This window comes from Erysipelatoclostridium sp. An173, assembly GCF_963931465.1.
GTDB lineage: Bacteria > Bacillota_I > Bacilli_A > Erysipelotrichales > Coprobacillaceae > Thomasclavelia > Thomasclavelia merdavium.
In genome coordinates, this window is sequence record NZ_OZ007017.1 from 2,583,251 (window position 1) to 2,609,053 (window position 25,803).

Sequence of the window (25,803 nt, forward strand, 5' to 3'; positions counted from 1 at the left end):
GAAAGTAAAAATGTATAAAATTCATGATTATGTAATCGTAAATGATTATCATGTTTATCAAGTTATGCTAGTAAATCAATTCTACTATATCTTATCTTCATTAATTAACACCCATACAATTAATGTTGATTCAACAAGCATTATAAAAAGAGTCCCATCGATTGATAACATCAATGAAGTCATTGAACGTATTCCTTATATTCGAACTTTACAAATCGAAAATGATCGTTTTCGCCAGGAAATTTATCAAAAAACAATAGCAACTTTTGATGAAGTTGATTTAATTAAAATCATCAAATCCATTTATATCCGTAAAAAAAGAAAAGAAAATCATAGTTATGAAAATAAATATTACCAATTAGCTAAAAATCTTTTCCATGAAGAAATTGCCGCCAGCTTAAATATGCAAATTAAAGATGTTGAAGATTATATTAGTAAAAAAGTATTAGAATTTTAAATAATTATTTATAAAATTAAAACCTATTAGAAATTGATTCTAATAGGTTTACTTTAAATTATGATAAATAAATAACATTCGATCTTTACCATTAATATCTTTAATTATCTCATGGCGATCATCAGGGAAATATGTTTGTAAAGCTTCTTCCATTAATTCACGTTGATCAAAGCCCATTTCAAATGCTAATAAAGCCCGATCTTTTAATAATGGTTTTACCTCTTTAAAAATTCGGCGATAAAAATACAATCCATCATTGCCACCAAATAAAGCCACATGAGGTTCATTATCTTTTACCATTGCTTCTATATCTTGATTATTAGGAATATATGGCGGATTAGAAACAAAAATATCAACTTTAATTTCTTTTTCTAATAATGGTTCTAATAAATCTCCAACCATAAAATTAACATTTGCGCCTAAATTAGCTGCATTTTCTTTAGCGACTTCGATAGCTTTACTAGAAATATCACTAGCATAAACATTTGTTCGTGGTTCTTCTAACGCTAAACTAATTGCAATGGCGCCACTACCAGTACCAACATCACATAAATCTATTGTTTGATAGTCACTAAAATAATCATCAATATGATACAAAATATTTTCTACTAATTCTTCTGTTTCATAACGAGGAATTAAAACATCCTCATTGACTTTAAAGTCACGCCCAAAAAATGTTTCTACCCCTTTAATATATTGAATTGGTCGTCCTTGATAATACTCTTCCATTCCAGCTAAAAATTTAGCTTCTAATTCAGGATCAACTTCTTCATCATACATTAAATATAATTCATGAGGTTCTTTATTAGCTAAATGATAAAATAAAACTTTAGCAACGTTAACATCTTTATACTCAGCATCCAGTTTACTTTCTGCTTCATTAATTAATTGTTTTACTGTTGCCATTAATGTTGTCCTTCCATTTTTAAACGTTGATCTTCATTGATTAAAGCTGTAATAATATCGTCTAATTTACCTTCCATTATACGATCCAATTGTTGGATAGTAAGACCGATACGATGGTCAGTAACACGATTTTGTGGATAATTATAAGTTCTAATCTTTTCAGCACGATCACCGGTACCAATTTTACTTTTACGTTCACTATCTACTTGTTGATCTTGTTGTTGTTGATAATAATCATAAATACGAGCAATTAAAGCTTTCATCGCTTTATCTTTATTATCATGTTGAGAGCGGCCATCTTGACTAGCAGCAACAATTCCTGTTGGAATATGGGTAATTCTTACTGCTGAATCAGTTTTGTTGATATGTTGTCCACCAGCACCACTTGCACGATATGTATCAATTCTTAAATCATTTTTATTGATTTCAACATCTACTTCTTCAACTTCTGGCATAACTAATACAGTTGCTGTTGATGTATGAACACGTCCTTGCGTTTCAGTCTTAGGAACTCTTTGAACACGGTGTGATCCTGATTCAAATTTTAATTTTCCGTAAACATCTTCACCTTTTACCATAAATGAAATTAATGAATAACCACCAGCTTCAGCAGCATCAGCTTCCATAACTTCAATTTTCCAACCTTGTGATTCTGCGTACTTAACATACATCCGATATAGATCACCAGCGAAAATATTTCCTTCATCACCACCAGCTGCACCACGGATTTCCATAATTACATCTTTATTATCATTTGGATCTTTAGGAATTAATTCTAATTCTAAGCGATGAATAATATCAGGTAATTTCCCCTCTAATTCTTCTAATTCCATTTTTGCCATTTCTTTTATTTCAGGATCATTTTCTTTAACTAATTCCTTAGCTTCTTCGATTCCTGTAGTAACTTTTTTATACTCCTGATATAAATCGTAAGCACTTTGAAGTGAGGCTTGTTCTTTAGTAACATCAGTCATTTTTTTGATATCACTACCTATATCAGGATCCATTAACATATGACTTAATTCTTCATATCTATTTTCCATTGCTTTTAATCGTTCTAACATGCTTTCATTCATGATTTATACCTCCAAACCTATCCTATTATATAATAAACATTATAAATAAGCAAAATAAATTTATGCGAATCAATCGCTATTTTTTTTAATAATTATTTTTATTTGTTCACATTCAGTTCACTAAGCTATTTTATTATATAGGTGTAGTAAGAAAACTACCCTCCCTTTAATCATAGAAACCAAAGACAAGTTACCGCCGTAACTTGTCTTTATTTTTAGCTATCAAAAATATCAGGATTTTTCCTGATATTTTTATTTCTAAAATTTATGTGGTTTATCATAAACCTTATGACAATGACGACAACGTGGTTCATAATGGTCTTTAGCCCCAACTAAAACAATTGGATCTTCAAAAGAAGCTGGTTTACCATTAATTAATCGTTGCGTTCTAGTAGCCGGAGAACCACATTTAGCACAAATTGCTGTTAATTTAGTTACAAATTCAGCTCGTGTAAGCAACTCGGGCATAACACCAAATGACTCACCTCTAAAGTCTTTGTCTAATCCAGCTACCATTACTCGAATTCCTTTATCAGCCAAATATTCACAAACTTCGATAATATCTTGATCAAAGAATTGAACTTCATCAATCGCAACTACTTCTACATCAGATGTAATCTTTTTTAATATATCTTTGGCTTTTTCAACTACTAAACAAGGGACATGTGCTCCTGAATAAGAAACAATCTCACTATCAGAATAGCGATTATCAATTTTAGGTTTAAAAACCATGATGTTTTTTTTGGCATAACTTAAAACATTAATGCGCCGAATTAATTCTTCAGTCTTACCAGCAAACATACATCCGCAAATTACTTCTATCCAGCCATCTCGATATAAATGATACATTTATTTTCCTCCTAACTTCTTAAATCGCGAACGCCTTCACTAGTACCATCTGGACCAACATGTGCTAAATCTGAAAAGCGACTATAATTCTTTTCAAACGCTAAATTAACTTCTCCCGTTGCTCCATTACGATGTTTAGCAATAATAATTTCTGTTAACCCGCTATTTTCTGTTTGTTCACTTGGATCTTTATAATAATCTTCACGATAGATAAAAGATACAATATCAGCATCCTGTTCAATTGCCCCAGACTCTCTTAAATCCGACATCATTGGCCGTTTGTTAGGACGTTGTTCAACCGAACGAGATAACTGTGAAAGTGAAATTACCGGTACTTCTAATTCTCTGGCTAAAGCTTTTAAAGTACGTGATATTTCAGATACTTCTTGTTGTCTATTTTCACGATTTTTTGATGATGATGTAATTAACTGTAAATAATCGATCACGATTAATTTTAAACCATGTTCACTTTTTAATTTTCGACTTTTAGCTACAATATCATTGATCTTAATTCCCGGACTATCATCAATATACATATTACATTTAGATACTCGCTCTGCAGCAGCATAATATTTATTAGCATTAGTCTTTAAAATTTCACCAGTTCTAATTGAAGAACCTTCAATACCACCCATTGAACAGATGATTCTTTGTACTAACTGTTCCGCAGGCATTTCTAGTGAAAATATTGCTACTGGTTCTTCTGATTTAAATGCAGCATTATGGGCAATATTTAAAGCAAAAGCTGTTTTTCCCATTGCAGGACGAGCTGCTAAAATTATCAAATCACCTTTTTGAAATCCTGAGGTTATTTTATCCAAGTCTCTAAAACCAGATTTAACTCCTGAAATATTACCATCAATTTTTTGTAATAAATTCAAACGATCAGTGACACTTCTAATTACACCGCGAATATCTCTAAATTCCCCGGCACTACGTTCTTGAGTAACTTTTAAAATTGTTTTTTCAGTATCATCGATAAATTCATCAATATCATCAACGTCACCATAAGCTTCTTCAGCAATTCTAGTTGTTTCTCGAATTATTTTTCGTAACGTTGCTTTATTATGCAAAATTTTTAAATAATGATCACTATGAGACACAGTAGGAACCGATTCACTTAAACGTAATAAATAATCGACACCACCACTTTTTTCAAGTAAGCCATGATCTAATAAATAAGATGTCACAGTAGTAACATCAACAGCTGTTCCCGCATCATTTAAAGCTGCCATAGCTTTAAAAATTGCTCGATGACTATCTTCATAAAAGTCCTCTTCAACTGCTTTATTTAAAATATCAATACACTTATCTTTAGAAATCAGCATTACTCCTAGTAGCGATCTTTCTGCTACAATATCATGAGGATATTCACGACCAGCCATATTTTTCTCCTATTGTTCTTTTAAATGAACAGTAATTGTTGCAATGATACCTTTATATAAATCAACTTTTAATTTTGTGTATCCTAATGCTCCAATTGGATGAGCATCGATGAATTTTCTTTTATCAATTTTAATATCATATTTTTCCCGTAGTTGCTCAACAATCTGTTTTGTTGAAACACTACCAAAAGTCTTACCATCTTTACCTGATTTTAAAGAAAATTCTAATGTTATATCTTCTAATCTTTTTGCTAATTGTTTAGCGTCATCTTGTCTTTTTAAATCTTCTTCGTGTGCTAATTGTTTTTCATTTTCAACAACTTTACGAGTTGCATTAGTTTCTAATACTGCTAATTTATTTTTAATCAAATAATTTTGACCATATCCATCAGCAACTTTTACAATATCACCTTTTTTTCCTAACTTTCTAACATCTTGTAATAAAATAACTTTCATTAATCATTCGTCCTTTCATCTAAATATTCATTAATTGCTTCTTCTAATAAATTAATTACAATTGTAATATCTTCATATTTTAATTGGCAGGCTGCCATTGAAAAATGACCTCCGCCACCCATTTTTTCCATTATTAGCTGAACATTTATATCAGTACTACTACGAGCACTAATAGAAACTTCTTCTTTCGCCGTTCGACCTACAATAAAGACTGCTTTGATACCACTAATACCAAGCAACTCATTACCAGCTTTAGCCAATAAAGTACGACTATATATTTTATCTTGTCTTCCATATGCAATCAAGATATTTTGCCCATAGCGATATGCAGTTTGGGTGATCGATAATTTTGTCACTGTAGTATCATAATCATCTTCTAGATATTTATAAGCCTGACTAACATTAGCTTGCATTTCTTTTAAACGAGCAGCTGCCTGGAAAGTTCTTGTTCCAACACGTGTTTTAAAATAATTAGTATCAATTAACATTCCAGTATACATAATCGTTGCTTCACGTTCAGTTACAGGAACTGTTTCTTTTTGATAGTCAAACAATTCAACAATTAACTCAACTGTTGAAGACGCTGATGGTTCCAAATATGTAAGTAGTGGCAAATCGATAAATTCTTCACCACGACGGTGATGGTCGATAACAACTTTATTTTGAATCAAATCTAAAACATCACTATCAATTGCCAGCGATGGTTTATGATTATCAACACATATCAATAGACTCTTTTCATGAATAAAATCGTGTACTCGCTGTGGCAAAATAAATACACCTCGATATTTTTCAACATTTTGTAAGCTTTTAGCAACAGCACCAGTTTTTTCTTCTAAAGAATCATAGTCAATAATTATTCTAGTTTCTTTATCATAAGCTTTAGCTAATGCATACATTCCAATCGAAGCCCCAAATGAATCAAAGTCTGATTGTTTATGTCCCATAATAAATACATTATCAGCCTGCTTAATTAATCCAGCTAAAGTTTGAGCAATAACTCGAGCCCGAATTTTATTTGATTTTTCATAACTTTCACTATTTCCACCAAAATAACGGATTGGTTCATCGCTAGATTTAACAGTTACTTGATCGCCACCACGTGAATAAGAAAGAGAAAGTGCTGAAAAAGCCATTTGATCTAACTCTCTTAATATATTACTACCACGACCAATTCCAATTGAAAGAGTCATTACTTGACCCAACTGTTCAGCCTGTTTTTTAAAACCGTCCAAAATTTTAAATTTATCTTCTACCTGTTTGCGATAAGTTCTTTCATTAAATATTGCAATATACCCATCACTTTTATAACGTTTCAAAACAACACCATTTTCTTTAGCCCAATCAAGTATTATTTGCCTAGTTGTTGATTGAATTGATGCCGATGTTTGTTCATCAGCCTGTTCAATAGATTCTTCATAATTATCAACAGTGATATAGGCAACAGCAATTTGCTGATCAGTATATTCTTTACTAATAGTAATATAATCAGTAACATCTTTTAAATATAGCAGCCTTTTTTCCTTACTATTATATACCTCATATTTTCTTGAATTTATATCAATAACTTTTATATCATCATCTTCAAACAACGAAGCTAAAAGTGGTTGCCATTCCAATAATTTTTTACCAACAATATTTAATTGCAATTCAATAAATAAATCACTGATCCATGTAATATTACGATTTTCATCATATTGTATTAAACCAATACCACCAAAAATAAATGCATTCTTAGCCTCATCATTTAACGCCTCACTAACACTTAAATTATTTTCACTATGAATACTTGTTGCATAAATAATGAATCCAAAAACTATTAAATTTTTAATCCAAACATAAATCAAAAAGAGCAAGAAGTTATTTGATACAAAAACATATAAAAATAATGCAAAAAAACCTTCAATTACCAAAAGTATTTCTACAAAATTTTTTAATCTTGTCATCTTTACAGTCACTAAACCCACCACCTTATTAGTAATATCATTATACATGAATTTTATTTTCTTTTCATCATTTTAACTATCAATAACCCAGAATACACCCTAATAATGTAGGATTCACAAACAATCATTAAAATCCATAAAACTACAAACATAACTATCGGGTTTAATATTCCCTGTAAAAAAGGTATCACATTAATAATTCCTTGATAGATTTCTAGCCCTTCTTTGATAACATCAATTCCAAGCAGACCACTAAGAATAAAAAAAACAACTATATTTTTTATAGCTGATATAAAAATTAAACCATATTTACTAAAATTAATACTTTTTTGATGTTTTAAACAATAACCATAAAAAATTCCCATCAACAAAGTACAACTTGTAAAAAAAGTAAAAAACAATTCACCAGCTAAAAACAAAACAAAAAATGTCGTTATCAAGACAATCAACCCAGCTTGATAATCATAAATATACGTATAATAAGTTAAAATAACTACCATTACATAGGTAAAAAGAACATCAAATAAACTCCCTGTATACATATTAATAATTCCTAATACACCAAATAGCGATGCTAACATCGCTCCTTGCGTCATCATTTTTATTCGGCCACTATTCATTTTCGTCCTCCTTAAACTATAACGATAGTCTTTATAATAGTTTAAAAGATTATATCACAATCAATTCCTATCATCAATTAACCATCAATAAGCAAATATCAACAAAAAAAGAATACCCCTAAGGATATTCTAATCTTCAAACAAACAAGCACCATTTGTCTCAATAACTTTTTTATACCAGTAAAAACTTTTTTTAGGAATTCGTTTATAGGTACCATTTCCATAATCATCCACGTCAACATAAATGAAGCCATAACGTTTAGACATTTGTTTAGTTGATTCTGATACCAAATCAATACATCCCCAAGACGTATATCCTAAACATTCAACTCCATCTATTTCAATAGCATTTAACATTTCTCTAAAATGAGCATCAAAATAATCAATTCGATATTGATCATCAATTGTACCATCAGGTAGTACTTCATCTTTAGCTCCTAAACCATTTTCAACAATAAATAGCGGTTTACGATAACGATCATATAAATCAACCATTGAAATTCTTAAACCAATTGGATCAATTTGCCAACCCCAATCACTAGTTGGAATATAGGGGTTTTTAATTGCGGTCATTGTATTAGCTGCTGTTTTCTTTAAACCTTGATCATCTTTAGCAACACAACTGCTTGAATAATAACTAAATGACACGAAATCAACTGGATATTTTTTCATGATTTCATCATCACCAGGTTCCTTAACAATTTTGACCCCTTCGTTTTTAAATTTAGCTAATAAATACGCTGGATATTCTCCAAATACTTGAGTATCACTATAACAATAAGTACTACGCATATCTTGTTGTGCTTGTAATACATCTTCTGGCTTACATGAATATGGATAATAAGTTAATTTTGTCAACATACATCCAACCATTGAACCAGGAATTATTTCATGACATATCTTTGTCGCAAGGGCACTAGCTACAAATTGATGATGCATTGATTGGAAAATAATCTGATTCCAATTCACATCTTCTGGAAAACGGTCTCTTACTAAGCCCCCTGTTGTATAAGGATGACGAATCATACTGTCGACTTCATTAAATGTTAGCCAATATTTAACTTTATCTTTGTAACGAGTACAGATTGTTTTAACAAATTTTTCAAAAAATCCAACTAATTTACGATTATACCAGCCATTATATTTCAATACTAAATTAAGTGGTGGTTCATAATGTGACATTGTAACTAATGGTTCGATTCCATATTTTAAACATTCATCAAATACATTATCATAAAATTTTAAACCTTCTTCATTGGGCATTTCATCGTCACCATTAGGAAAAATTCTTGACCAGGCAATTGACAATCTAAATACCTTAAAGCCCATCTTTGCAAACATTGCAATATCTTCTTTATAATGATGATAAAAATCACTACCATGACGTTTTGGATATAAAGATTCATCATCAGTAGCTAATGCTTCTTCAATATCCTTACTAGTAATTTCATTTTGTTTAGCGTAATCTTGAACATCAATATCCAAATGTGAACGAGCACAATCTGATACTGAAATTCCTTTTCCGCCTTCTTTCCAGCCACCTTCTACTTGATTAGCAGCAGTAGCTCCTCCCCATAAAAATCCATCAGGAAATTTTCTTGTCATATTATTTGACCTCCTTATTTTCTATCCTTATATATCTTAGCATTTCAAATTTTTTTTGCCTGTTTATTTCATGAGATGAAACAAAATTAATATATAATATAGAAACTAATCGAATTTTACTTATCTAGAGGATTTTATCAGACTGTTATTCTAAGTCATCAATTTTAAACATTATATCAAAAATAATTAATTACATTCTCTTATCGCTAGAATGAAACTGCCAATAAAACAATAATCTTGTAAATAATCAATCCGGACTATTTTTGGACAATAATCTTTAGGTAAATATTTAATCAATTCATTTTTTAACTTATCCAAATCTAAAAGAGAATTACATATAACTACTAATTCAGGAGCTATTGTAACTATACACAAAAGAACCTCATGTACTAAAAGTTCAATTGTCCCTTTAACAGTTTTATTAAGTTCAAAACGGCTTTTTGATAACTTTAGCGGCATAAATTGTACCTCACCACTTAATGAATGACTACCAACAAGCAGTCGACCATTAACTATATGTCCCATTCCAGCATTAGTGCTAACCGGTTGAAAAATAACAGAAATATTATGGTAGTTATTTTGACAAGCATGGTACCCTACAGCTGCAGCATTTACATCATTACATAAGATAATCTTTTGGCGATATCTTTTTCCAAAAGCTTTTTTTAGATCAATTCCATCAATCATACCTGAAAGTTTCATAACATCTACAATTCCATCATTGATTATTCCTGGCGTTGCTATAGAGATAATATCAATATGAGTATGTTTAAGTGTCATCGTATCGACAATATCAAAAATATCTTCAATAGTAACATGATTCTTTATTATTTCTCCATCTTCAAGAACCTTATTATTTCGGTCAAATAAACGATATCCAATATGAACTCTAAGACTATTTCTAATCAATACTAAAGTTAATATTTCACCATGTTTACAAGTAATTTCCCCTAATGTTAAAACTTCATGTTCTTTTTTATACTCTGCAACTTGAACTTTTTCAATTAAATCAATCATTTTGCTTACATCATATTTCGCAAAAACCTGTGTAGGAATCTTTAATACAATTTTATTAGATAACTGTTCTTGAAGTGAAGCATGTTGATATGAAATCTGTGGTGCCAATAAAATAATATCATAATTCTCTGTTGTCTCTATTAATTTATTAAAAGCAACTGCTTCAAATTTAAAGTCTTTATCAAGAAGTTTAGCACACTCATTTCATTTCATGGCAAAAAAACCAGTCGTTAATCCACCACTACAACTAAGTAATATTTTTACTTGTGGTCGATTTACAAGAGTTTGAATTATTTCTAACATTTCATTAAATAATTCTAAAGCATGTTTCATATTTTTCATTTGAAAATGTAGATAAAATTCATCAGTATGCAAATATGTATTAGACACTTTAAATTCAAAAAGCTGCATATTATAGTAATTAATTTGACTATGACTATACGCCGTTTTAATAATTACCGATTTATCTTCGACTTTAACTTGCATATTTTCATTAAAATCATAGGCTTTAATGTATTTCCAAAAAATATCAGCATTAATTTCTTTTAAAAACTCATCCATTTCCATTGACCTGTTCAATATAATCTTTGACACAAGATAAATCAGGATAAATCTTTGTAGCTAATAAACAATGTTCATGATCAGGCTGTTTCATATCTGGTATACAAATAACACTTATTTTTGCATTATGAGCCGCTTCGATTCCAGCTTCACTATCTTCAATAACTAGAGCTTCATCGGGATTTATACTAATTTTTTTACAAGCAGTTAAAAAAACATCAGGAAATGGTTTACTTCTTTCAACTTCATCACCAAAAACAAAATCATCAAAATAACCTGTCAACTTATGTTCATTTAAAATTGTTAAAGCTCTTTTTTTAACACTAGAAGTAGCTAAACAAATATAAATATCTTTATTTTTTAAGTAATTCATTAAATCTTTTATACCCGCTTTTAAAGCTACTCCATCTTTATCAACATAATATTGTTCTCTTTCTCGAAAAAAAGCACATGCACTATCAATATCATATTCAAGATTATAATGTTTTTTAAAAAGATTCATTGTTGTCACCAATGTTTTACCAGGACAATGTTCAATATAATCATCTTTAGAAAAACTTATATTATAATTTTCAAGAAAATCTCGATAACATTCATACGAAATATACTCACTATCAACAATTACTCCATCAAAATCAAAAATAACACCTTTTATCATTTTATAACCTCCATCGCTATCTTTTTACACTAATAATTATACGATTTGCTTTTTTTCCTTCAATATTTGGCGATAATATCGAAAAACAAACATATTTAAGCCTATAATATGATTGAAAACAATCAAAAGGAGAAAAATATGATTCCTAAGGAAAGACAAGATGCAATTTTAGAGACCTTAAATAATAAAGGATATATTTCTGTAGAAGAGTTATCAAAAAAACTATATGTTAGCTTAGCTACTATTAGACGTGATCTTAACGAATTAGAAAAAAATGGTTTTCTTAAAAGAACTCATGGTGGTGCTTCTTTTATTAGTCAAGACCACATGATTACTTCTATTGACTATCGAACTAATTGGAATAGTGAAGAAAAAATCAAAATAGCAAAAAAAGCCGCCTTGCTAGTTGATAATGGTATGAATATTTTTATTGATTCTAGTTCAACAACTCTTTGGCTTGCTCAAGAACTTGCCAATAAAAAAGATTTGAACGTTTTAACAAATAATGTCTCAATTGCTCAAATCTTATCAAAAGATGAAACTAATCATGTTGAAGTGGTATGTGGCACTTATAATTATAAACATGGGAGTATTTTTGGTAATGATGCTGCTAATTATATAGCTAAAAGACATGCTGAAATCTTGTTTGTCTCTGCTAGCGGTTTTAATAGTAACGGAGTATCAACAAAGACTAAACGTGATATTGCAACAAAACAAGCATTTCAAAAATGTTCTGATTTAACAGTATTATTAATGGATCATACTAAATTCAATGAAATCAATTATTATTTAGTATATTCTTATGAAGATATTGATATCGTAATTGTAGATCAAGAACTCCCTGAGAATTTATTAACATTATGTAAAAAGCATAAAATTAATGTTATTGTTGCTAATTAAAAGAACTTCATAAACAAAGTTCTTTATTCGATATCATCAAACAAACTTAATTGAATATTTTCATGCTTATTTTCATATTTTTTTAAATAATCAAATATTTGATTATTATCATGAACTATGCCATTAGCCTGACACGTTTGATGAAATAATTGCATTAATTCATTGTTATTAGGGCTATTTAGCTGGTATTTCACCCCATAGGTCTTAATATATTTTTCTTTCATACCAGGAAATAAGTGGTCTAACTGTTGATAAAAATATTCTCGGTTTCCTTTGCGAAGAGTAACTCCCATGCCAAAACAAATTATGCCATAGACTTTAGCTTCAATGCAGTAATCTAAGATCCCTTTGATATTTTCTTTAGTATCATTAATAAATGGTAAAATTGGACAAAGCCAAACAACCGTCGGAATGCCTGCTTCATGCAATTTTTTTAACACTGCAACTCGCTCTTTAGTTGTACTTACATTGGGTTCGATTTTTTTACATAAATTTTCATCACAAGTTGTCAATGTCATTTGTACTACACATTTGGTTTTATTATTAATCGCTGTCAATAAATCCAAATCTCTTAATACGCGATTTGATTTTGTTATTAGGGTAAAACCAAAACCATATTTATAAGCTAACTCCAATGCTTTTCGAACATGTTTTAATTCATTTTCAAGAGGAATATAAGGATCACTCATCGATCCGGTAGCCAACATACATTTTGAACGTTTTCTTTTAAGATTATTTTCCAATAATTCAAGGGCATTTGCCTTAACTTCAACATCCTCAAAATCATGATCCATACAGTAACACTCACTTCTTGAATCACAATATATGCAGCCATGCAAACAACCGCGATATAAATTCATGCCATTTGTCGAAGACAAAATTCCCTTAACATTTTTAAAATGCATAAAACTCCTCCTATAGATAATTAATTATATCTAGCTTTTTATAATACATCAACAACTATAATTATAATAATATTTAAGACTTGTTAGATAGTAATCAACCCAACAAGTCTTTAGTTTATCTATTAAGATTATTTATCATTCAATTCCCAGCCGTTCATCATATCACGACAATAATAAAGTATTAACAAACTAATTACTAAATTCACAATTAAACTAACATAACTTCCAAGTACTAACAATACTTGCGAATCTATACTAGTAACCACAACTGCTAAAATTATAGTACTAGGAATTGCTGCTATCATCATCAAAATTATCGTCATGATAGTCTCAAAAAAACTTGAAGAAAGATTTTTAAAAAACTTAAGTGATAAGATAGTTCCACTAATGATAATTCCTGTATATCCTAAAATAGTCATAAAATATGTTATTATAACACCTAACCCATGATGGTAATAAATGCCAACTATTAAAAAGGCAATAAACGCATAAACAAACACTTTAATAAATGTTGGTATTGTTACGGCAAGAAGCTTTTTAAAAGGATTTTCAGGAATTAAATAAATTTGATAGTTTTTCATATCTCTAGCTAATTCAGACTGTCGAATCGCTGTAAATACCCAAAGTATAACCCAGTATATAAATAATTCTAAATCAGCTTTTAAAAATATCGTAATTGCAATATATATACCTAAAGTAACAATATCATTTTTATTTATCAATTCATTTCCTTTTCTCATAATTAAGAAGTTTTTTGACAAGATAGCCCAGGCACCTTGTTTAAATTTACCAGTAATTTTGGTTTTTACTTTTTGATTACTGATTGATCTTTGATTTCCTTCTTTAGCAGCTTTCATTACTTTAGAATATTCAAAACCATCTTGTAAGGCTTGTTCATAAAAGTCACCTTGATATTTGATAAATGCATAATAAATCAAAACTGTTGTAATTAAAAGTAACAAGAAAGTTAGTAAAGTGATTAAAAAATTCTGTTCAATAAATGACACTAAAATTAATCTGATCCAGCCAAATATTGGAATGACATAAAATAAATCTGATTTAATCAAATTAAGTAATAAATTATTATAATCACCTGTTTGTAAATATACCAGCCCCACTACCACTAGGACTAGAATTATTATTATTGCTGGGATGATTTTAGAATATTTACGATATTTACGATCACCAATTGATAATACATATAAATAATCACTTAATATCAAAAAGCAAAAAAATGCTATCATAGAAACAACTGCTGTTAAAATCATAAACCCTAAACTTACAGTTACAATCGTTGAAAAGAAAACAAATATCATAAAACAAATCAAAGTTAAATACAATGATTGAGATAAATTTTGAAAAGTTAAATAGGTCATGATTTGCGTTTTAGTAAATGGTCCAGTAAATAGATAAAAGGCATCTTCACCAAAAAATAATGCTTTTCTAGATGACATAAAAGTTGAAAAAATCAAAACAGCTAAAAAACCAATGTAGATTAAAATCATAATATTTACTAAAGGATTATTTTGCATTGATGCACTAGTATTTCCAATCATTGTCCCTAATCCTAATAAATAAATTAATCCAGTGAATATAATAATAATACCAGCCGCTTTATTTTCAAACAACTCACGAATAGAACCTTTAGTTTTTAATATTTTCAATTTAATTAACGGTTTCATCTTGTTTACCATCTGTTGCTTCAAAGAAATATTCTTTTAGCGTTTCATCATGTAAATTTTCTTTACAAACATGATTAATAATTTTTCCTTTATCCATAATATAAGCTTCATCATAAATATCGTTGATAATATCAATAATATGAGTGCTAATCAAAATAGCACAACCTTGTTCTTTGAGTGTTTTAAATATTTCTAATACAGTTTCAATACTTGCAGGATCTAATCCTACCATTGGTTCATCCACTAATAAAGCTTGGGGTTTAATCATCAATGCTAATAGCATACTTAATTTTTGCTTCATCCCTTTAGATAACTCTTTAGCTAAACGATTCTTTTTTTCACTTAATTCAAACAAATCTAAATAATAATCCGCTATTTTTTGATAATTATTAATTCGGTAAGCATTACCAATAAAATCAATATGTTCTTTAACTGTTAAAACATCGTATAAAACTGGTGTTTCTGGAACATAGCCAAAACACCTTTTTGCTTCAACAGTATCGTTATAGTATCCACAAATTTTTATTTTCCCATCAAATTCTAATAAATTAGCAATACTTTTTATCGTAGTTGACTTACCAGCCCCATTAGGTCCAAGTAAAATAGTTATTTTTCCCGGCTTGGCAACTATACTAACATTATCTGCTGCTTTAAAACTATTATATCTTTTACATAAATCAATTACTTCGATCATAAAAATTCCCTCCTATTTCTATTATAAAGTAACTAACACCAACTGTATATGCAACTTAGCTATATTAATATTTATTAAGAAAATATTTTTCATAAACAAAAAAGGTAGTAATCAGCATGTTAGTGATTTGCTACCTTCATTCGATATATTATTTGTCATCACCACACTCGCGAATCGCCAAGATAAAACTTCCAATAAAACTATAATCTTGCAAATAGTCTATTTTTGTTATTTTAGGACAATAATCTTTTGGTAAATATTTAAGCAATTCATTTTTTAATTTATCTAAATCAAAAAGAACATTACAAATAACTATTAACTCAGGAGCAACTGTAACAATACATAAAAGTACTTCCTGGGTTAAAAGTTCAATTGTTCCTTCAGCGGTTTTATTAAGTTCAAAACGACTTTTTGATAACTTTAATGGCATAAACTGCACTTCACCACTTAATGAGTTATTACCAACGTGTAACTGATCATTAATAATATTTCCTATCCCTGCATTAGTTCCAACTGGTTGAAATATTACTGAAATATTATGATAATTATTTTGACAAGCGTGATACCCTACAGCGACTGAGTTAACATCATTGCAAAGAATTATTTTTTGGCGATAATGTTTATTTAAAGCATCTTTAATATCAGTACCATCAACCATCCCTTCTATTTTCATAGTATCAACAATTCCATTATTTATAATTCCTGGAGTAGCAATTGCAATTGCGTCAATGTGCTTATGTTTTAACATCATTGTGTCGATAACATCACAGATATCATCAACTGTCAGATAAGTTTTAATTATTTCACCATCTTCTAGTATTTCATTATCCCGACCAAACAAACGATATCCAATATGAATTCGAACACTATTTCTAATTAAAGCCAAAGTAAGGATTTCACCATGTTTACGAGTAATTTCACCTAACGTTAAAACTTCATGCTTTTTTCTATATTCTTTAATCTGTGTTTTTTCAATCAGATTTAACATTTTACTAGTATCATATTTTGCAAAAACTCGAGTTGGTATTTTTAAAACTATTTTATTAGGAAACTGTTCTTGAACGGTGGCATGCTGGTAAGAAATTTGTGGCGCTAATAAAATAACATCATAATCTTTAGCAACTGTCGATAACTGATCAAAAGCCACTGCTTCGAATAAATAATCTTTTTGCAATATTTTAACACTTTCATTTAATTTCATCGCAAAAAAACCAGTAGTTAAACCGCCACTACAACACAATAATACTTTAGTTTTTGGTTTATTTACTAATGTTCCGATAATTTCTAACATCTCCTCAAATAATTCGAGGGCATGTTTCATATTTTTCATTTGAAAATGCAAATAAAATTCATCTTCATGACTATATGTATTTGATACTTTAAATTCAAATATTTGCTGATCATAAGCATTGATTTCACTATAACTATATGCTGTTTTAATAATAATTGTTTCATTAGTGACTGTAACCTGCATATTATTTTCATATTGATAATTTCTAATATACTGCCAAAAAATAGCAGCATTTATTTCTCTTAAAAACTCATCCATTATTATCCCACCGTTTCAATATATTTTATTATATTTGTTAAATCTCTATAAATGTTACAAGTCATTAACTGATATTTATCATCAGGATATTTCATATCTGGTATACAAATCACTCTAATTTTTGCATTGTAACCTGCCTCGATCCCAGCTTCACTATCTTCAATTACTATTGCCTCATTTTTTTGAACATTAATTTTTTTACAAGCCTTTAAAAACACATCTGGAAATGGTTTCCCTCGTTTTACTTCGTCCCCAAAAACAAAAGCATCAAAATATTTTGTTAATTGATAATTATCTAAAATTGTTATTGCACGCTTTTCTACACTAGAAGTGGCCAAACAGATAGCAATTTTTTTACTAACAAGATAATCTAATAATTCTTTAACTCCTTTTTTTAATGGTACACCATCTTTATCTAGATAGTATTGCTCTCTATTTCTAAAATACTGACAAGCCTGATCAATATCAATATCTAAATCATAAAATTCTTTAAAGAAATTCATCGTTGTGATTAATTGTTTTCCTGGGCAATATTTTATATAGTCCTCTTTTGTAAAAATAATATTATAAGTTTTTAAAAAATCACGATAACATTCATATGAAATATATTCACTATCAACAATTACACCATCAAAATCAAAAATAACTCCTTTAATCATTGTTTTTTCTCCCCTAACTCTATATATTAATTATAAACTATGTTTATTTTCTATCAAGAATTACTACAAAAATTTAAAATAAAGAAAAAGATTAAACCAGTAATTTTGTCTAATCTGTATAATAAGAAAACAACTATTTAAAAATCAATATATTTTAAATACATTAAACACCTAAAAATACATCATATTGAACTATTGACATTGCCCCAATTAATAGTGTATTATTTGAGTACGAAAGATCTCGAGTTACCCGTTGGGGCTCGAGACTTTTATTTTTTAAGAGAATATTTATGGTAAGGGAATATAAAACATTTGAACAACAAATTGAAATTTTAAAAAATCGAAATTTGATTATAAATGATGAAAGCATGGCAAAAGAAATTTTGACCATTCACAATTATTATAACGTGATAAATGGCTATAAGGAGTTATTTTGTTGTAGAGATGAAAATAATAACGAAAAATTTATAAATGGTACTACTTTCGATGAGTTATACGCACTATATTGCTTTGATAGAGAATTGCGTTCTATAATTTTTAAATACACTTTACAAATCGAAAATACATTGAGGACCTTAATTTCATATGTATTTTCTAAATATCACGGTGTTGAAAATTAAATGCGATATTCTAATTTTGATTATATAAAATATGATGCTGCATCAAAAATTAAAGTAAGCAACAGAGCTAAACATATCAATGAGTTAATTTCTAAGATTCAAATGGATCTTGCACAAGCCACTTTAAAAAAGGACTATATAAATCACTATGTAGTAAAGCATGGTTATGTTCCTTTATGGGTATTAGTTAACACCATATCTTTTTCAAGACTATCTACCTTTTATAAACTTATGAAACAAAAAGAACGTATCGAAATTTCACAACATTGGGATATAATGGAACAAGATTTATCATCATATATTGAAGTCCTTGCTTATTTTAGAAACCTATGTGCGCATGATGATAGAATTTATAATGCCAAGTGCAAAAAATTGATTTCAAACACTCCCTACCATGAAAATTTACAAATACCTAAAAATGATAAGAATCAATACATTTGTGGTAAAAATAATATATTTTCAGTCCTAATCATATCCAAAATTTTATTACCTCCTGAAGAATTTAATACCATGTTTAATAAAATTAGTGGTAGATTAACAAGTCTATCTAAAAATTGAAAACAATACCAATATCTGAAATATATAATCAAATGGGATTATCTAAAAATTGGAATCTTATTAAAAAATATAAAGTCCTAAGCCCACGCGGGTAACTTAGGATCAATAATATTATTATTCAAAAGGAGTAATAATATTCGTAAAAATACAAAGCATAAATTATTATAAAAAATAAATAATACATCTTTAGACATATATTATGTATTTAAATCTAGTTATAGAAACACGTTCAATAAATAAAAGAGCATGTTTTATTTAGTCCTAAAATATTCTTTCAACTTTTTCTTTTTTAATTAAATTTTTTATCTTTATTAATCAGTTTAATTAATAATAGCAATACAATAAATCAATAATTTTATAACATTAAAACGTGTACCAATTTGATACACGTTTTAGCCAATATTAACTCTCTTCAATAACACCCATTAATTCTAAGATTCGATTTAAATCTTTGATGTCAGTATATTTAATTGTTAAAGCTTTATCATCAACTTTAATTTTTGTTCTAAATTTTTTACGCAATAAATCTTCAACATATTTATATTCTTTAGGCTTTTCAACTTTAGGTTGATTTTTACGAGTTTTTCCTAATTCAATTCCCTTTACAATATTTTCAACATCACGAACAGATAAATTTTCATTAATACATCTATCAGCAATACTTTCAGCTTTTTCTTTTGATAACGTAATTAAACAACGAGCATGCCCCATTGTAATTTTACCTTCAAGAACGTAGTTTTGAATTTTATCTGGTAATTGTAATAATCTAAGAGTATTAGCAATATAACTTCTAGATTTCCCAATTCTCTTACCTAATTCTTCTTGAGTAAGCTCTAGTCTTTCCATCATTTGTTGATAAGCACGAGCTTCTTCAATTGAATTTAAGTCTTCTCTTTGAATATTTTCCAACAAAGCAATTTCCATCATTTGCTGATCAGTAAAATCAACAATAATTGCAGGGATTTCTGTTAATCCAGCTATTCTCGCCGCACGACATCGTCTTTCACCAGCAACGATTTCATATCCTTGAATAGAACTTTTTAAAATAACCGGTTGAAAAACCCCATGTTCTTTAATTGAAACCGCTAATTCTTGAAGCTTTTCTTCATCGAATAATTTTCTTGGTTGATATGGATTAGGACGAATTTCATCTAACGATACTAACACCTGTTTACTTGCAGGAGTATTATTTTCAATATCATCAATTAAAGTTGTAATATCGCCACCAAATATAGCATCTAACCCCTTACCTAAACGTTTGTTTTTAGAATTTGTATTTGTAGTTTTTTTAGTCTTTTTTGTTGTATTATTTGGCATTTCGTTTACACACCTCTTTTGCAAATTCTCGATAAGAACGGGCTCCTTCAGAATTATTATCATAATCAAAGATAGCTAATCCCTCAGATGGCGCTTCAGATAATTTAATATTTCTAGGTATAACAGTTTTATATACTTTTTCTTTAAAATACTTTCTTACTTCTTGAGAAACTTCAACCCCTAAATTAGTTCGTTGATCTAACATTGTTAAAAGGATCCCTTCAATTGTAAGCTTAGGATTAAACACACTTTGTGTTAATAATACTGTATTTAATAATTGTGTTAAACCTTCCAAAGCATAATATTCGCATTGAACTGGGATCAATACCGAATCACATGCTGTTAATGCATTAGTATTTAATAACCCTAGTGCCGGTGGACAATCAATGATTACATAATCATAATTTTTCTTTACTTTATTAAGAGCGTTTCTTAATCGTTGTTCACGCCCTGATTTTACATTAGCCAATTCTAAATCTGCACCAGCCAAATCAATACTCGCCGGTGCTACATCAAGGTTAGCAATATATGAAGGAACAATGACATCTTTCATATCACATTCTTCAACAATTATATTATAAGTTGATAATTCAATATTATCACGATCAATTCCAATCCCTTGAGTTGCATTTGCCTGAGGGTCCATATCAATAAGAAGAACACGATATTTAGTATTTGCCAAAGCTGCAGCTAAATTAATACTCGTTGTTGTCTTACCAACGCCCCCCTTTTGATTTGTAATTGCAATTATTCTTGTCATTATTTGGCCTCCTTCATTACTTCTTACCTATACTCTCTCCTAATTTTACTACTGTTTCTTTGTCATTAATAGTATTTTTAACAATATCCTCATCAATAATTGCTTGATTTTCTTTTAACAATATAACTACAGTTGAACCGCCAAATTCAAAATATCCTTTTTCTTCGCCACGATAACATTGTTTTTTAGGATAATTAACAATTCTACCAACCATCATAGCTCCAACTTCCATTTGAACCATTTTACCAAAATTTTTTGATTCAATAACTGTGTAACTACGAGTATTTTGTTTATAAATAGGATAATAATCATTAGCAATTGGATTAACGGTATGAAATTTCCCGTTAATAAATTTATTTCCAATAATTTTACCATCATCAATATAATGATAACGATGATAATCGTCAACTGTCAATCTAAATACAAGCCAATAACCGTTTAAATATTCATTAGCTAATTCTTTATCTTCTAATAATTCTTCTAATGAATAACTAGTATCTTTAATAGTAACACGACACTTATCATCGATACAATAACAACTTAATTTAGCATCTGCTGGGCTAATTAAAACATTATCATCTTTGCTATAAGGTCTTTTGCCTGGTAATATTTTTCTTGTAAAAAAATCATTATAACTAGTAAATTGACGATTTTCAAATTGTGACATATCAATATTGTTTTTTTCAATAAATGATTTGATTTGCCATTTAGAAAAACGTGAATTCATATACCAGCCACCTAAATTACTTACAAACCGGCAAACAAGAATTTTTAAAGCACATCTACCAAGAAATGTGCCATAAAGTTTCTTTAAAAAATTATTTTGACTTTCCCCATTAGTTTGAATATTTCCTAAACGATCAACTACTATCATTTTACCACCATTATTTGAATCAATTCCACGATTACTAATACCCCTAAAGCCGCTAATCCTTTTGATTGCACTTTTGGAACTTTAAAATCAACAATAAACAAAATTCCGGTAATCAACATCAATGCACCATAAAGATAATCCAGACTAAATACAACATAGCGAAGTGCATAAGCCATCGGTAAGATAAATGATGATGTTGTTACTGGTAAACCTTGATAATATTTTCTTTTTTCATTTGTTTCTTTTTGACGTGTTTCCTCTTGAACATTAAAATAAGCCAATCTAATTACAGCAGCTAAAACATAGAAAATTTCAATTGCTAGCCAGCCAATAGAACTCAAGCCTACATTATATCCTAAAATTGCCGGGAAAACTCCAAAAGCAACTAAATCACATAAAGAATCTATCTGGATTCCAAAACGTTTTTCCTCTTCTGTACGATTTTTCTTACTTCGTGCTACCATTCCATCAAAAGTGTCACAAATCCCACACATTATTAAACAAATAAAAGCCCACTGATACATACCATTAAATGATAAATGGATTCCTGCCATTGCAAAAACCAGTGATAAATATGTAAGAATAACCGTATAACTATAATATCCGATCATTTTTCCTGCTCCCTAATAAAAAATTTCAACAAAAACAGTATAGCACATATTTAAATAATACGATACAAAATTAAGCTAAATTTAGGTTTCTATTATATCAAAGTTTAAATCCTAATCAACCAAAAACAGTCGATTCTACCACATTTTTATTCATATTAAAAAAGAATAGTTACTATTTAAACTCAATTATATTAACCTCAAGGAGTCATTATATCATAAAAAATATCATTTACCATCTTAGATAAAAAATTTTTATCGCTAACTTTTCATTAAAATAAGCAGTCTACTTAAAGTAAACTGCTTATCGATAATAACGACTTGGCTGATATAATACAACCTTATTTTGTTTAAGCGAAGTTTGAACATCAATAATTCTTTGATTAGATGAACCACGAAATCTAAGTTTTCGATCACTTAAATGATCAACATATGGTCCATCAACCAAAACATCGATATAAGGTAAAATCAAAACATCAAATTCTTGAATTTTTTCATATAGAAATGCTGAATATAGCCAAACTGTTCGATCAGGACATTCTTTTTTTATTCTTTTTAATAAATCAGCAACATCATAGCGATTTTCCTTTTCTAAAGGCTCACCACCTAAGATAGTAACACCATTAATATGGGGCTGATTAATCAGCTTAATTAACTCATCAGCAATCTGTTGATCAAATTCCTTTCCACCACAAAAATCCCATGTTTCAGGATTAAAGCAGTTTAAACAATGCTGATGACACCCTTGAACATACAACGAAACTCGAATACCTTCGCCATTAGCTATATCAATTTGTCTTATTTGTGCGTACCTCACAATTATTCTCCATATAAATGATTATCTAAATGAACGAAACGTTCTGCAATTTCCTGAGTTCTTCCTTGATTCCAGAAGTTATCACCTAGATATCCACATGTTCTACGACAAACATTTAATGTTTTATGATTTCTATTGCCACAGTTTGGACAATACCATTCACGATTTTCATCTAATAAAATTTCACCGTCAAAACCACATTCCTGACAATAATCTGATTTTGTATTAATTTCAGCATATTGAATTGTTTCATACATATAATCTATTAATGCTGATAAGGCATCTAAATTTTGTGACATGTTAGTAACTTCAACATAACTGATAGCACCACCAGAAGATAATTTCTGGAATTTAGCTTCTACTTCTAATTTACTAAAGGCGTCAATATGTTCACGAACATTAACATGATATGAATTTGTTAAGTAATCCTTATCAGTTACTCCTGGAACAATTCCAAAACGTTTTTTCAATGCTCTAGCAAAAGTATAAGTAGTTGATTCAGCTGGAGTACCATATAAACCAAAACCTAAACCAGTTTCTTCTTTCCAGCTATCACAAGCTTCTCTTAAACGTTCCATGATTTTTGTTGCTAATTCATTTCCTTCTTTTGAAGTATGAGTTTGACCAATTAAAGCAACAACACATTCATATAATCCAATATATCCAAGTGAGATAGTTGAATAACCATTTTCTAATAATTTATCAATTTTTTCTCCAGATTTTAATCTTGCAAGAGCTCCATAACGCCAATGAATCGGACTTACATCAGCAATTGTTCCTTTTAAGCTTTCATGACGTAACAATAATGCTTCTTTACATAATTCCAATCTTTCATCAAGAATTTTCCAAAAATTATCAAGATTGTGATCTGCAGATAAACCAGCATCAGCTAAGTTTAAAGTAACGACACCTTGGTTGAAGCGTCCATACCATTTATATTCACCATTTTCATCTTTCCATGGTGATAAAAAGCTACGGCACCCCATACAAGGGAATACTTGACCTTCATAATTTTCACGCATGATTTTAGCTGAAATAAAATCAGGCATCATTCTTTTAGCAACACATTTAACAGCTAAATCAGTTAAATAACGATATTTACTGTCTTGAGGAACATTATTATCATCTAATACATATAATAGCTTTGGAAAAGCTGGTGTTACATATGCCCCAACTGGGTTTTTCATTCCTACATAGCGTTGTCTAAGTGTTTCTTCAATTAACATTGCTGTTTCTTCAATATATTCGGGTTCTTCTTTTAAATACATAAAGACAGATAAAAATGGTGCTTGTCCATTAGTTGTTGAAAAAGTATTGATTTGATATTGAATTGTTTGAATACCAGCTTTGATTTCATCTTTTAATCTAGATTTAGCTATTTTTTCAATTTGTTCATCGCTATAATCAATACCAATCATTTTACCTTCATTGATAACGTTCTTTTTATGTTTTTCATAACTAATTCTTACATATGGTGATAAGTGCGCTAATGAGATTGTTTGCCCACCATATTGCCCGTTTGCTACTTGTTGGACTATTTGAGTAGCTACCGTACAAGCAGTTTGTAATGATTTTGGTGTTTCAATTAATTTATCATTTATTACTGTACCTTGAGCGAACATATCTTTTAAATTAACTAAGTCGCAATTATGCATTTTTTGAATATAGTAATCCATATCATGGAAATGAATGATTCCATCATCATGAGCTTGAACGATTTTTGGTGGTAATAACAATCTTCGACAATAATCTTTTGAAAACTCACCAGCAATCAAATCTCTTTGAGTAGCTAAAACGGTCGCATCTTTATTAGAATTCTCTTCCATAGCTTCTTTATTAGTTTGATTTACGATGCCATAAATTTCATTATCGATAGTGTTGGTTTCTCGTTGAAACTCTCTAACTTTTCGATATCCTTCATAAGCTTTAGCAGTTAAGATCTGCCCTTTTTCAATTAATTTTTCGAACACTTGTCCTTCAATACGATAAATTGAAATATCACCATCGCTATAGCGATGCCATTCTTCAATTTCTCTTGCAATATCTTTAGCACATTGTTCATCAATAATTCCACTACCGCATTTCATTGCTTTTAAAATAGCGTTTTCTATTTTTGTTGCATCAAAATCAACAGTGTGGCCGTTTCTTTTTATTACTCTCATCATGTTCCCTCCTAAAATTACAAATCCTATCTTATCATTAAAAAAATCATTTTGATAATGATATGCTCCTTTACTTAGAAATTTTTTAACCAAAACTTAATCCAATCTATAACATAAATAAAAAATTTAAACCTCAACAAATCCCAACTATAACATATTATC

The 25,803-nt window shown here is 29.2% G+C and carries 24 protein-coding genes and 1 pseudogene; 3 read left to right on the plus strand and 22 right to left on the minus strand.

Going from position 1 to position 25,803, the window contains the following annotated elements; all coding sequences use genetic code 11:
• The first annotated feature begins 10 nt into the window (after positions 1-10).
• On the plus strand, positions 11-457 hold the full coding sequence (locus tag ABGT36_RS12885) for a hypothetical protein (protein ID WP_346678333.1): 447 nt from the start codon (positions 11-13) through the stop codon (positions 455-457).
• Positions 458-505: 48 nt separating this feature from the next.
• Here ABGT36_RS12885 and prmC read toward each other — a convergent pair whose 3' ends face one another.
• From prmC to ABGT36_RS12940, 11 genes are all read right to left on the minus strand, one after another.
• Positions 506-1,363, minus strand: a complete 858-nt coding sequence (prmC, locus tag ABGT36_RS12890) for a peptide chain release factor N(5)-glutamine methyltransferase (protein ID WP_346678335.1) — start codon at positions 1,361-1,363, stop codon at positions 506-508.
• On the minus strand, positions 1,363-2,439 hold the full coding sequence (gene prfA, locus ABGT36_RS12895) for a peptide chain release factor 1 (RefSeq protein ID WP_087298631.1): 1,077 nt from the start codon (positions 2,437-2,439) through the stop codon (positions 1,363-1,365). The genes prmC and prfA overlap by 1 nt, the downstream gene beginning before the upstream one ends.
• A 258-nt stretch (positions 2,440-2,697) precedes the next feature.
• On the minus strand, positions 2,698-3,288 hold the full coding sequence (locus tag ABGT36_RS12900) for a thymidine kinase (protein WP_346678336.1): 591 nt from the start codon (positions 3,286-3,288) through the stop codon (positions 2,698-2,700).
• A gap of 11 nt (positions 3,289-3,299) precedes the next feature.
• Positions 3,300-4,673, minus strand: coding sequence for a replicative DNA helicase (gene dnaB, locus ABGT36_RS12905; RefSeq protein ID WP_087372527.1), 1,374 nt, complete (start codon positions 4,671-4,673; stop codon positions 3,300-3,302).
• Positions 4,674-4,682: 9 nt separating this feature from the next.
• A complete protein-coding gene (rplI, locus tag ABGT36_RS12910; RefSeq protein ID WP_087298634.1) occupies positions 4,683-5,129 on the minus strand; it encodes a 50S ribosomal protein L9 in 447 nt (148 codons plus the stop codon).
• Entirely contained in the window at positions 5,129-7,087 is a 1,959-nt protein-coding gene (locus ABGT36_RS12915; RefSeq protein WP_087372530.1) for a DHH family phosphoesterase, read from the minus strand. The genes rplI and ABGT36_RS12915 overlap by 1 nt, the downstream gene beginning before the upstream one ends.
• 41 nt (positions 7,088-7,128) lie before the next feature.
• The gene (locus ABGT36_RS12920) at positions 7,129-7,695 is read right to left on the minus strand and encodes a DUF2232 domain-containing protein (RefSeq protein ID WP_346678339.1); all 567 of its coding nucleotides are present in this window, start codon (positions 7,693-7,695) and stop codon (positions 7,129-7,131) included.
• Positions 7,696-7,824: 129 nt separating this feature from the next.
• Positions 7,825-9,300, minus strand: coding sequence for a 6-phospho-beta-glucosidase (gene ascB, locus ABGT36_RS12925; protein WP_308697466.1), 1,476 nt, complete (start codon positions 9,298-9,300; stop codon positions 7,825-7,827).
• Positions 9,301-9,486: 186 nt separating this feature from the next.
• Positions 9,487-10,425 carry an ROK family protein gene (locus ABGT36_RS12930; protein WP_346678342.1) on the minus strand — a complete coding sequence of 313 codons (939 nt, stop codon included), beginning with the start codon at positions 10,423-10,425 and terminating at the stop codon, positions 9,487-9,489.
• Between the two features lie 96 nt (positions 10,426-10,521).
• Positions 10,522-10,878, minus strand: coding sequence for a hypothetical protein (locus ABGT36_RS12935; protein ID WP_346678344.1), 357 nt, complete (start codon positions 10,876-10,878; stop codon positions 10,522-10,524).
• On the minus strand, positions 10,871-11,536 hold the full coding sequence (locus ABGT36_RS12940) for an HAD family phosphatase (protein ID WP_346678345.1): 666 nt from the start codon (positions 11,534-11,536) through the stop codon (positions 10,871-10,873). Before ABGT36_RS12940 ends, ABGT36_RS12935 begins: the two co-directional genes overlap by 8 nt.
• Before the next feature lie 138 nt (positions 11,537-11,674).
• Here ABGT36_RS12940 and ABGT36_RS12945 point away from each other — a divergent pair, with 138 nt between their 5' ends.
• Complete coding sequence (locus tag ABGT36_RS12945; RefSeq protein WP_346678347.1) at positions 11,675-12,436, plus strand: DeoR/GlpR family DNA-binding transcription regulator; 762 nt, start codon at positions 11,675-11,677, stop codon at positions 12,434-12,436.
• 23 nt (positions 12,437-12,459) lie between these two features.
• On the opposite strand, the gene ABGT36_RS12950 is transcribed toward ABGT36_RS12945, so the two are convergent.
• The 5 genes from ABGT36_RS12950 to ABGT36_RS12970 form a co-directional block, all read right to left on the minus strand.
• Complete coding sequence (locus ABGT36_RS12950; RefSeq protein ID WP_087298641.1) at positions 12,460-13,341, minus strand: radical SAM protein; 882 nt, start codon at positions 13,339-13,341, stop codon at positions 12,460-12,462.
• A 128-nt stretch (positions 13,342-13,469) separates the two neighbouring features.
• Positions 13,470-15,023: a putative ABC exporter domain-containing protein gene (locus ABGT36_RS12955; RefSeq protein ID WP_346678349.1), complete on the minus strand. Its 1,554-nt coding sequence runs from the start codon at positions 15,021-15,023 to the stop codon at positions 13,470-13,472.
• A complete protein-coding gene (locus ABGT36_RS12960) occupies positions 15,007-15,717 on the minus strand; it encodes an ABC transporter ATP-binding protein (protein ID WP_300080964.1) in 711 nt (236 codons plus the stop codon). Before ABGT36_RS12960 ends, ABGT36_RS12955 begins: the two co-directional genes overlap by 17 nt.
• 148 nt (positions 15,718-15,865) lie before the next feature.
• A complete protein-coding gene (locus tag ABGT36_RS12965; RefSeq protein ID WP_300627444.1) occupies positions 15,866-17,266 on the minus strand; it encodes an ROK family protein in 1,401 nt (466 codons plus the stop codon).
• Between the two features lie 2 nt (positions 17,267-17,268).
• Entirely contained in the window at positions 17,269-17,925 is a 657-nt protein-coding gene (locus ABGT36_RS12970) for an HAD family phosphatase (protein WP_300080958.1), read from the minus strand.
• 368 nt (positions 17,926-18,293) lie between these two features.
• Here ABGT36_RS12970 and ABGT36_RS12975 point away from each other — a divergent pair.
• Positions 18,294-19,103: pseudogene (locus ABGT36_RS12975) on the plus strand (Abi family protein).
• A gap of 402 nt (positions 19,104-19,505) precedes the next feature.
• Here the strand turns inward: ABGT36_RS12975 and ABGT36_RS12980 are convergent.
• The 6 genes from ABGT36_RS12980 to nrdD all read right to left on the minus strand — a co-directional run bounded on the left by ABGT36_RS12980 (position 19,506) and on the right by nrdD (position 25,641).
• Complete coding sequence (locus ABGT36_RS12980) at positions 19,506-20,420, minus strand: ParB/RepB/Spo0J family partition protein (RefSeq protein WP_204215239.1); 915 nt, start codon at positions 20,418-20,420, stop codon at positions 19,506-19,508.
• Complete coding sequence (locus ABGT36_RS12985) at positions 20,410-21,180, minus strand: ParA family protein (RefSeq protein WP_087298650.1); 771 nt, start codon at positions 21,178-21,180, stop codon at positions 20,410-20,412. Before ABGT36_RS12985 ends, ABGT36_RS12980 begins: the two co-directional genes overlap by 11 nt.
• 16 nt (positions 21,181-21,196) lie before the next feature.
• Positions 21,197-22,054, minus strand: a complete 858-nt coding sequence (locus ABGT36_RS12990) for a phosphatidylserine decarboxylase (protein ID WP_346678352.1) — start codon at positions 22,052-22,054, stop codon at positions 21,197-21,199.
• On the minus strand, positions 22,051-22,665 hold the full coding sequence (locus tag ABGT36_RS12995) for a phosphatidylcholine/phosphatidylserine synthase (protein WP_087298652.1): 615 nt from the start codon (positions 22,663-22,665) through the stop codon (positions 22,051-22,053). Before ABGT36_RS12995 ends, ABGT36_RS12990 begins: the two co-directional genes overlap by 4 nt.
• Before the next feature lie 301 nt (positions 22,666-22,966).
• Positions 22,967-23,479: an anaerobic ribonucleoside-triphosphate reductase activating protein gene (nrdG, locus tag ABGT36_RS13000; protein ID WP_087298653.1), complete on the minus strand. Its 513-nt coding sequence runs from the start codon at positions 23,477-23,479 to the stop codon at positions 22,967-22,969.
• Positions 23,480-23,481: 2 nt separating this feature from the next.
• Positions 23,482-25,641 carry an anaerobic ribonucleoside-triphosphate reductase gene (gene nrdD / locus ABGT36_RS13005; protein ID WP_087298654.1) on the minus strand — a complete coding sequence of 720 codons (2,160 nt, stop codon included), beginning with the start codon at positions 25,639-25,641 and terminating at the stop codon, positions 23,482-23,484.
• Positions 25,642-25,803: the final 162 nt, after the last annotated feature.

Coding starts and splice junctions, on each gene's coding strand:
- ABGT36_RS12885 (WP_346678333.1), top strand. CDS start 11: ATGTATAAAATTCATGATTATGTAATCGTAAATGATTATCATGTTTAT.
- prmC (WP_346678335.1), bottom strand. CDS start 1,363: ATGGCAACAGTAAAACAATTAATTAATGAAGCAGAAAGTAAACTGGAT.
- prfA (WP_087298631.1), bottom strand. CDS start 2,439: ATGAATGAAAGCATGTTAGAACGATTAAAAGCAATGGAAAATAGATAT.
- ABGT36_RS12900 (WP_346678336.1), bottom strand. CDS start 3,288: ATGTATCATTTATATCGAGATGGCTGGATAGAAGTAATTTGCGGATGT.
- dnaB (WP_087372527.1), bottom strand. CDS start 4,673: ATGGCTGGTCGTGAATATCCTCATGATATTGTAGCAGAAAGATCGCTA.
- rplI (WP_087298634.1), bottom strand. CDS start 5,129: ATGAAAGTTATTTTATTACAAGATGTTAGAAAGTTAGGAAAAAAAGGT.
- ABGT36_RS12920 (WP_346678339.1), bottom strand. CDS start 7,695: ATGAATAGTGGCCGAATAAAAATGATGACGCAAGGAGCGATGTTAGCA.
- ascB (WP_308697466.1), bottom strand. CDS start 9,300: ATGACAAGAAAATTTCCTGATGGATTTTTATGGGGAGGAGCTACTGCT.
- ABGT36_RS12935 (WP_346678344.1), bottom strand. CDS start 10,878: ATGGATGAGTTTTTAAAAGAAATTAATGCTGATATTTTTTGGAAATAC.
- ABGT36_RS12940 (WP_346678345.1), bottom strand. CDS start 11,536: ATGATAAAAGGTGTTATTTTTGATTTTGATGGAGTAATTGTTGATAGT.
- ABGT36_RS12945 (WP_346678347.1), top strand. CDS start 11,675: ATGATTCCTAAGGAAAGACAAGATGCAATTTTAGAGACCTTAAATAAT.
- ABGT36_RS12950 (WP_087298641.1), bottom strand. CDS start 13,341: ATGCATTTTAAAAATGTTAAGGGAATTTTGTCTTCGACAAATGGCATG.
- ABGT36_RS12955 (WP_346678349.1), bottom strand. CDS start 15,023: ATGAAACCGTTAATTAAATTGAAAATATTAAAAACTAAAGGTTCTATT.
- ABGT36_RS12960 (WP_300080964.1), bottom strand. CDS start 15,717: ATGATCGAAGTAATTGATTTATGTAAAAGATATAATAGTTTTAAAGCA.
- ABGT36_RS12965 (WP_300627444.1), bottom strand. CDS start 17,266: ATGGATGAGTTTTTAAGAGAAATAAATGCTGCTATTTTTTGGCAGTAT.
- ABGT36_RS12970 (WP_300080958.1), bottom strand. CDS start 17,925: ATGATTAAAGGAGTTATTTTTGATTTTGATGGTGTAATTGTTGATAGT.
- ABGT36_RS12980 (WP_204215239.1), bottom strand. CDS start 20,420: ATGCCAAATAATACAACAAAAAAGACTAAAAAAACTACAAATACAAAT.
- ABGT36_RS12985 (WP_087298650.1), bottom strand. CDS start 21,180: ATGACAAGAATAATTGCAATTACAAATCAAAAGGGGGGCGTTGGTAAG.
- ABGT36_RS12990 (WP_346678352.1), bottom strand. CDS start 22,054: ATGATAGTAGTTGATCGTTTAGGAAATATTCAAACTAATGGGGAAAGT.
- ABGT36_RS12995 (WP_087298652.1), bottom strand. CDS start 22,665: ATGATCGGATATTATAGTTATACGGTTATTCTTACATATTTATCACTG.
- nrdD (WP_087298654.1), bottom strand. CDS start 25,641: ATGAGAGTAATAAAAAGAAACGGCCACACTGTTGATTTTGATGCAACA.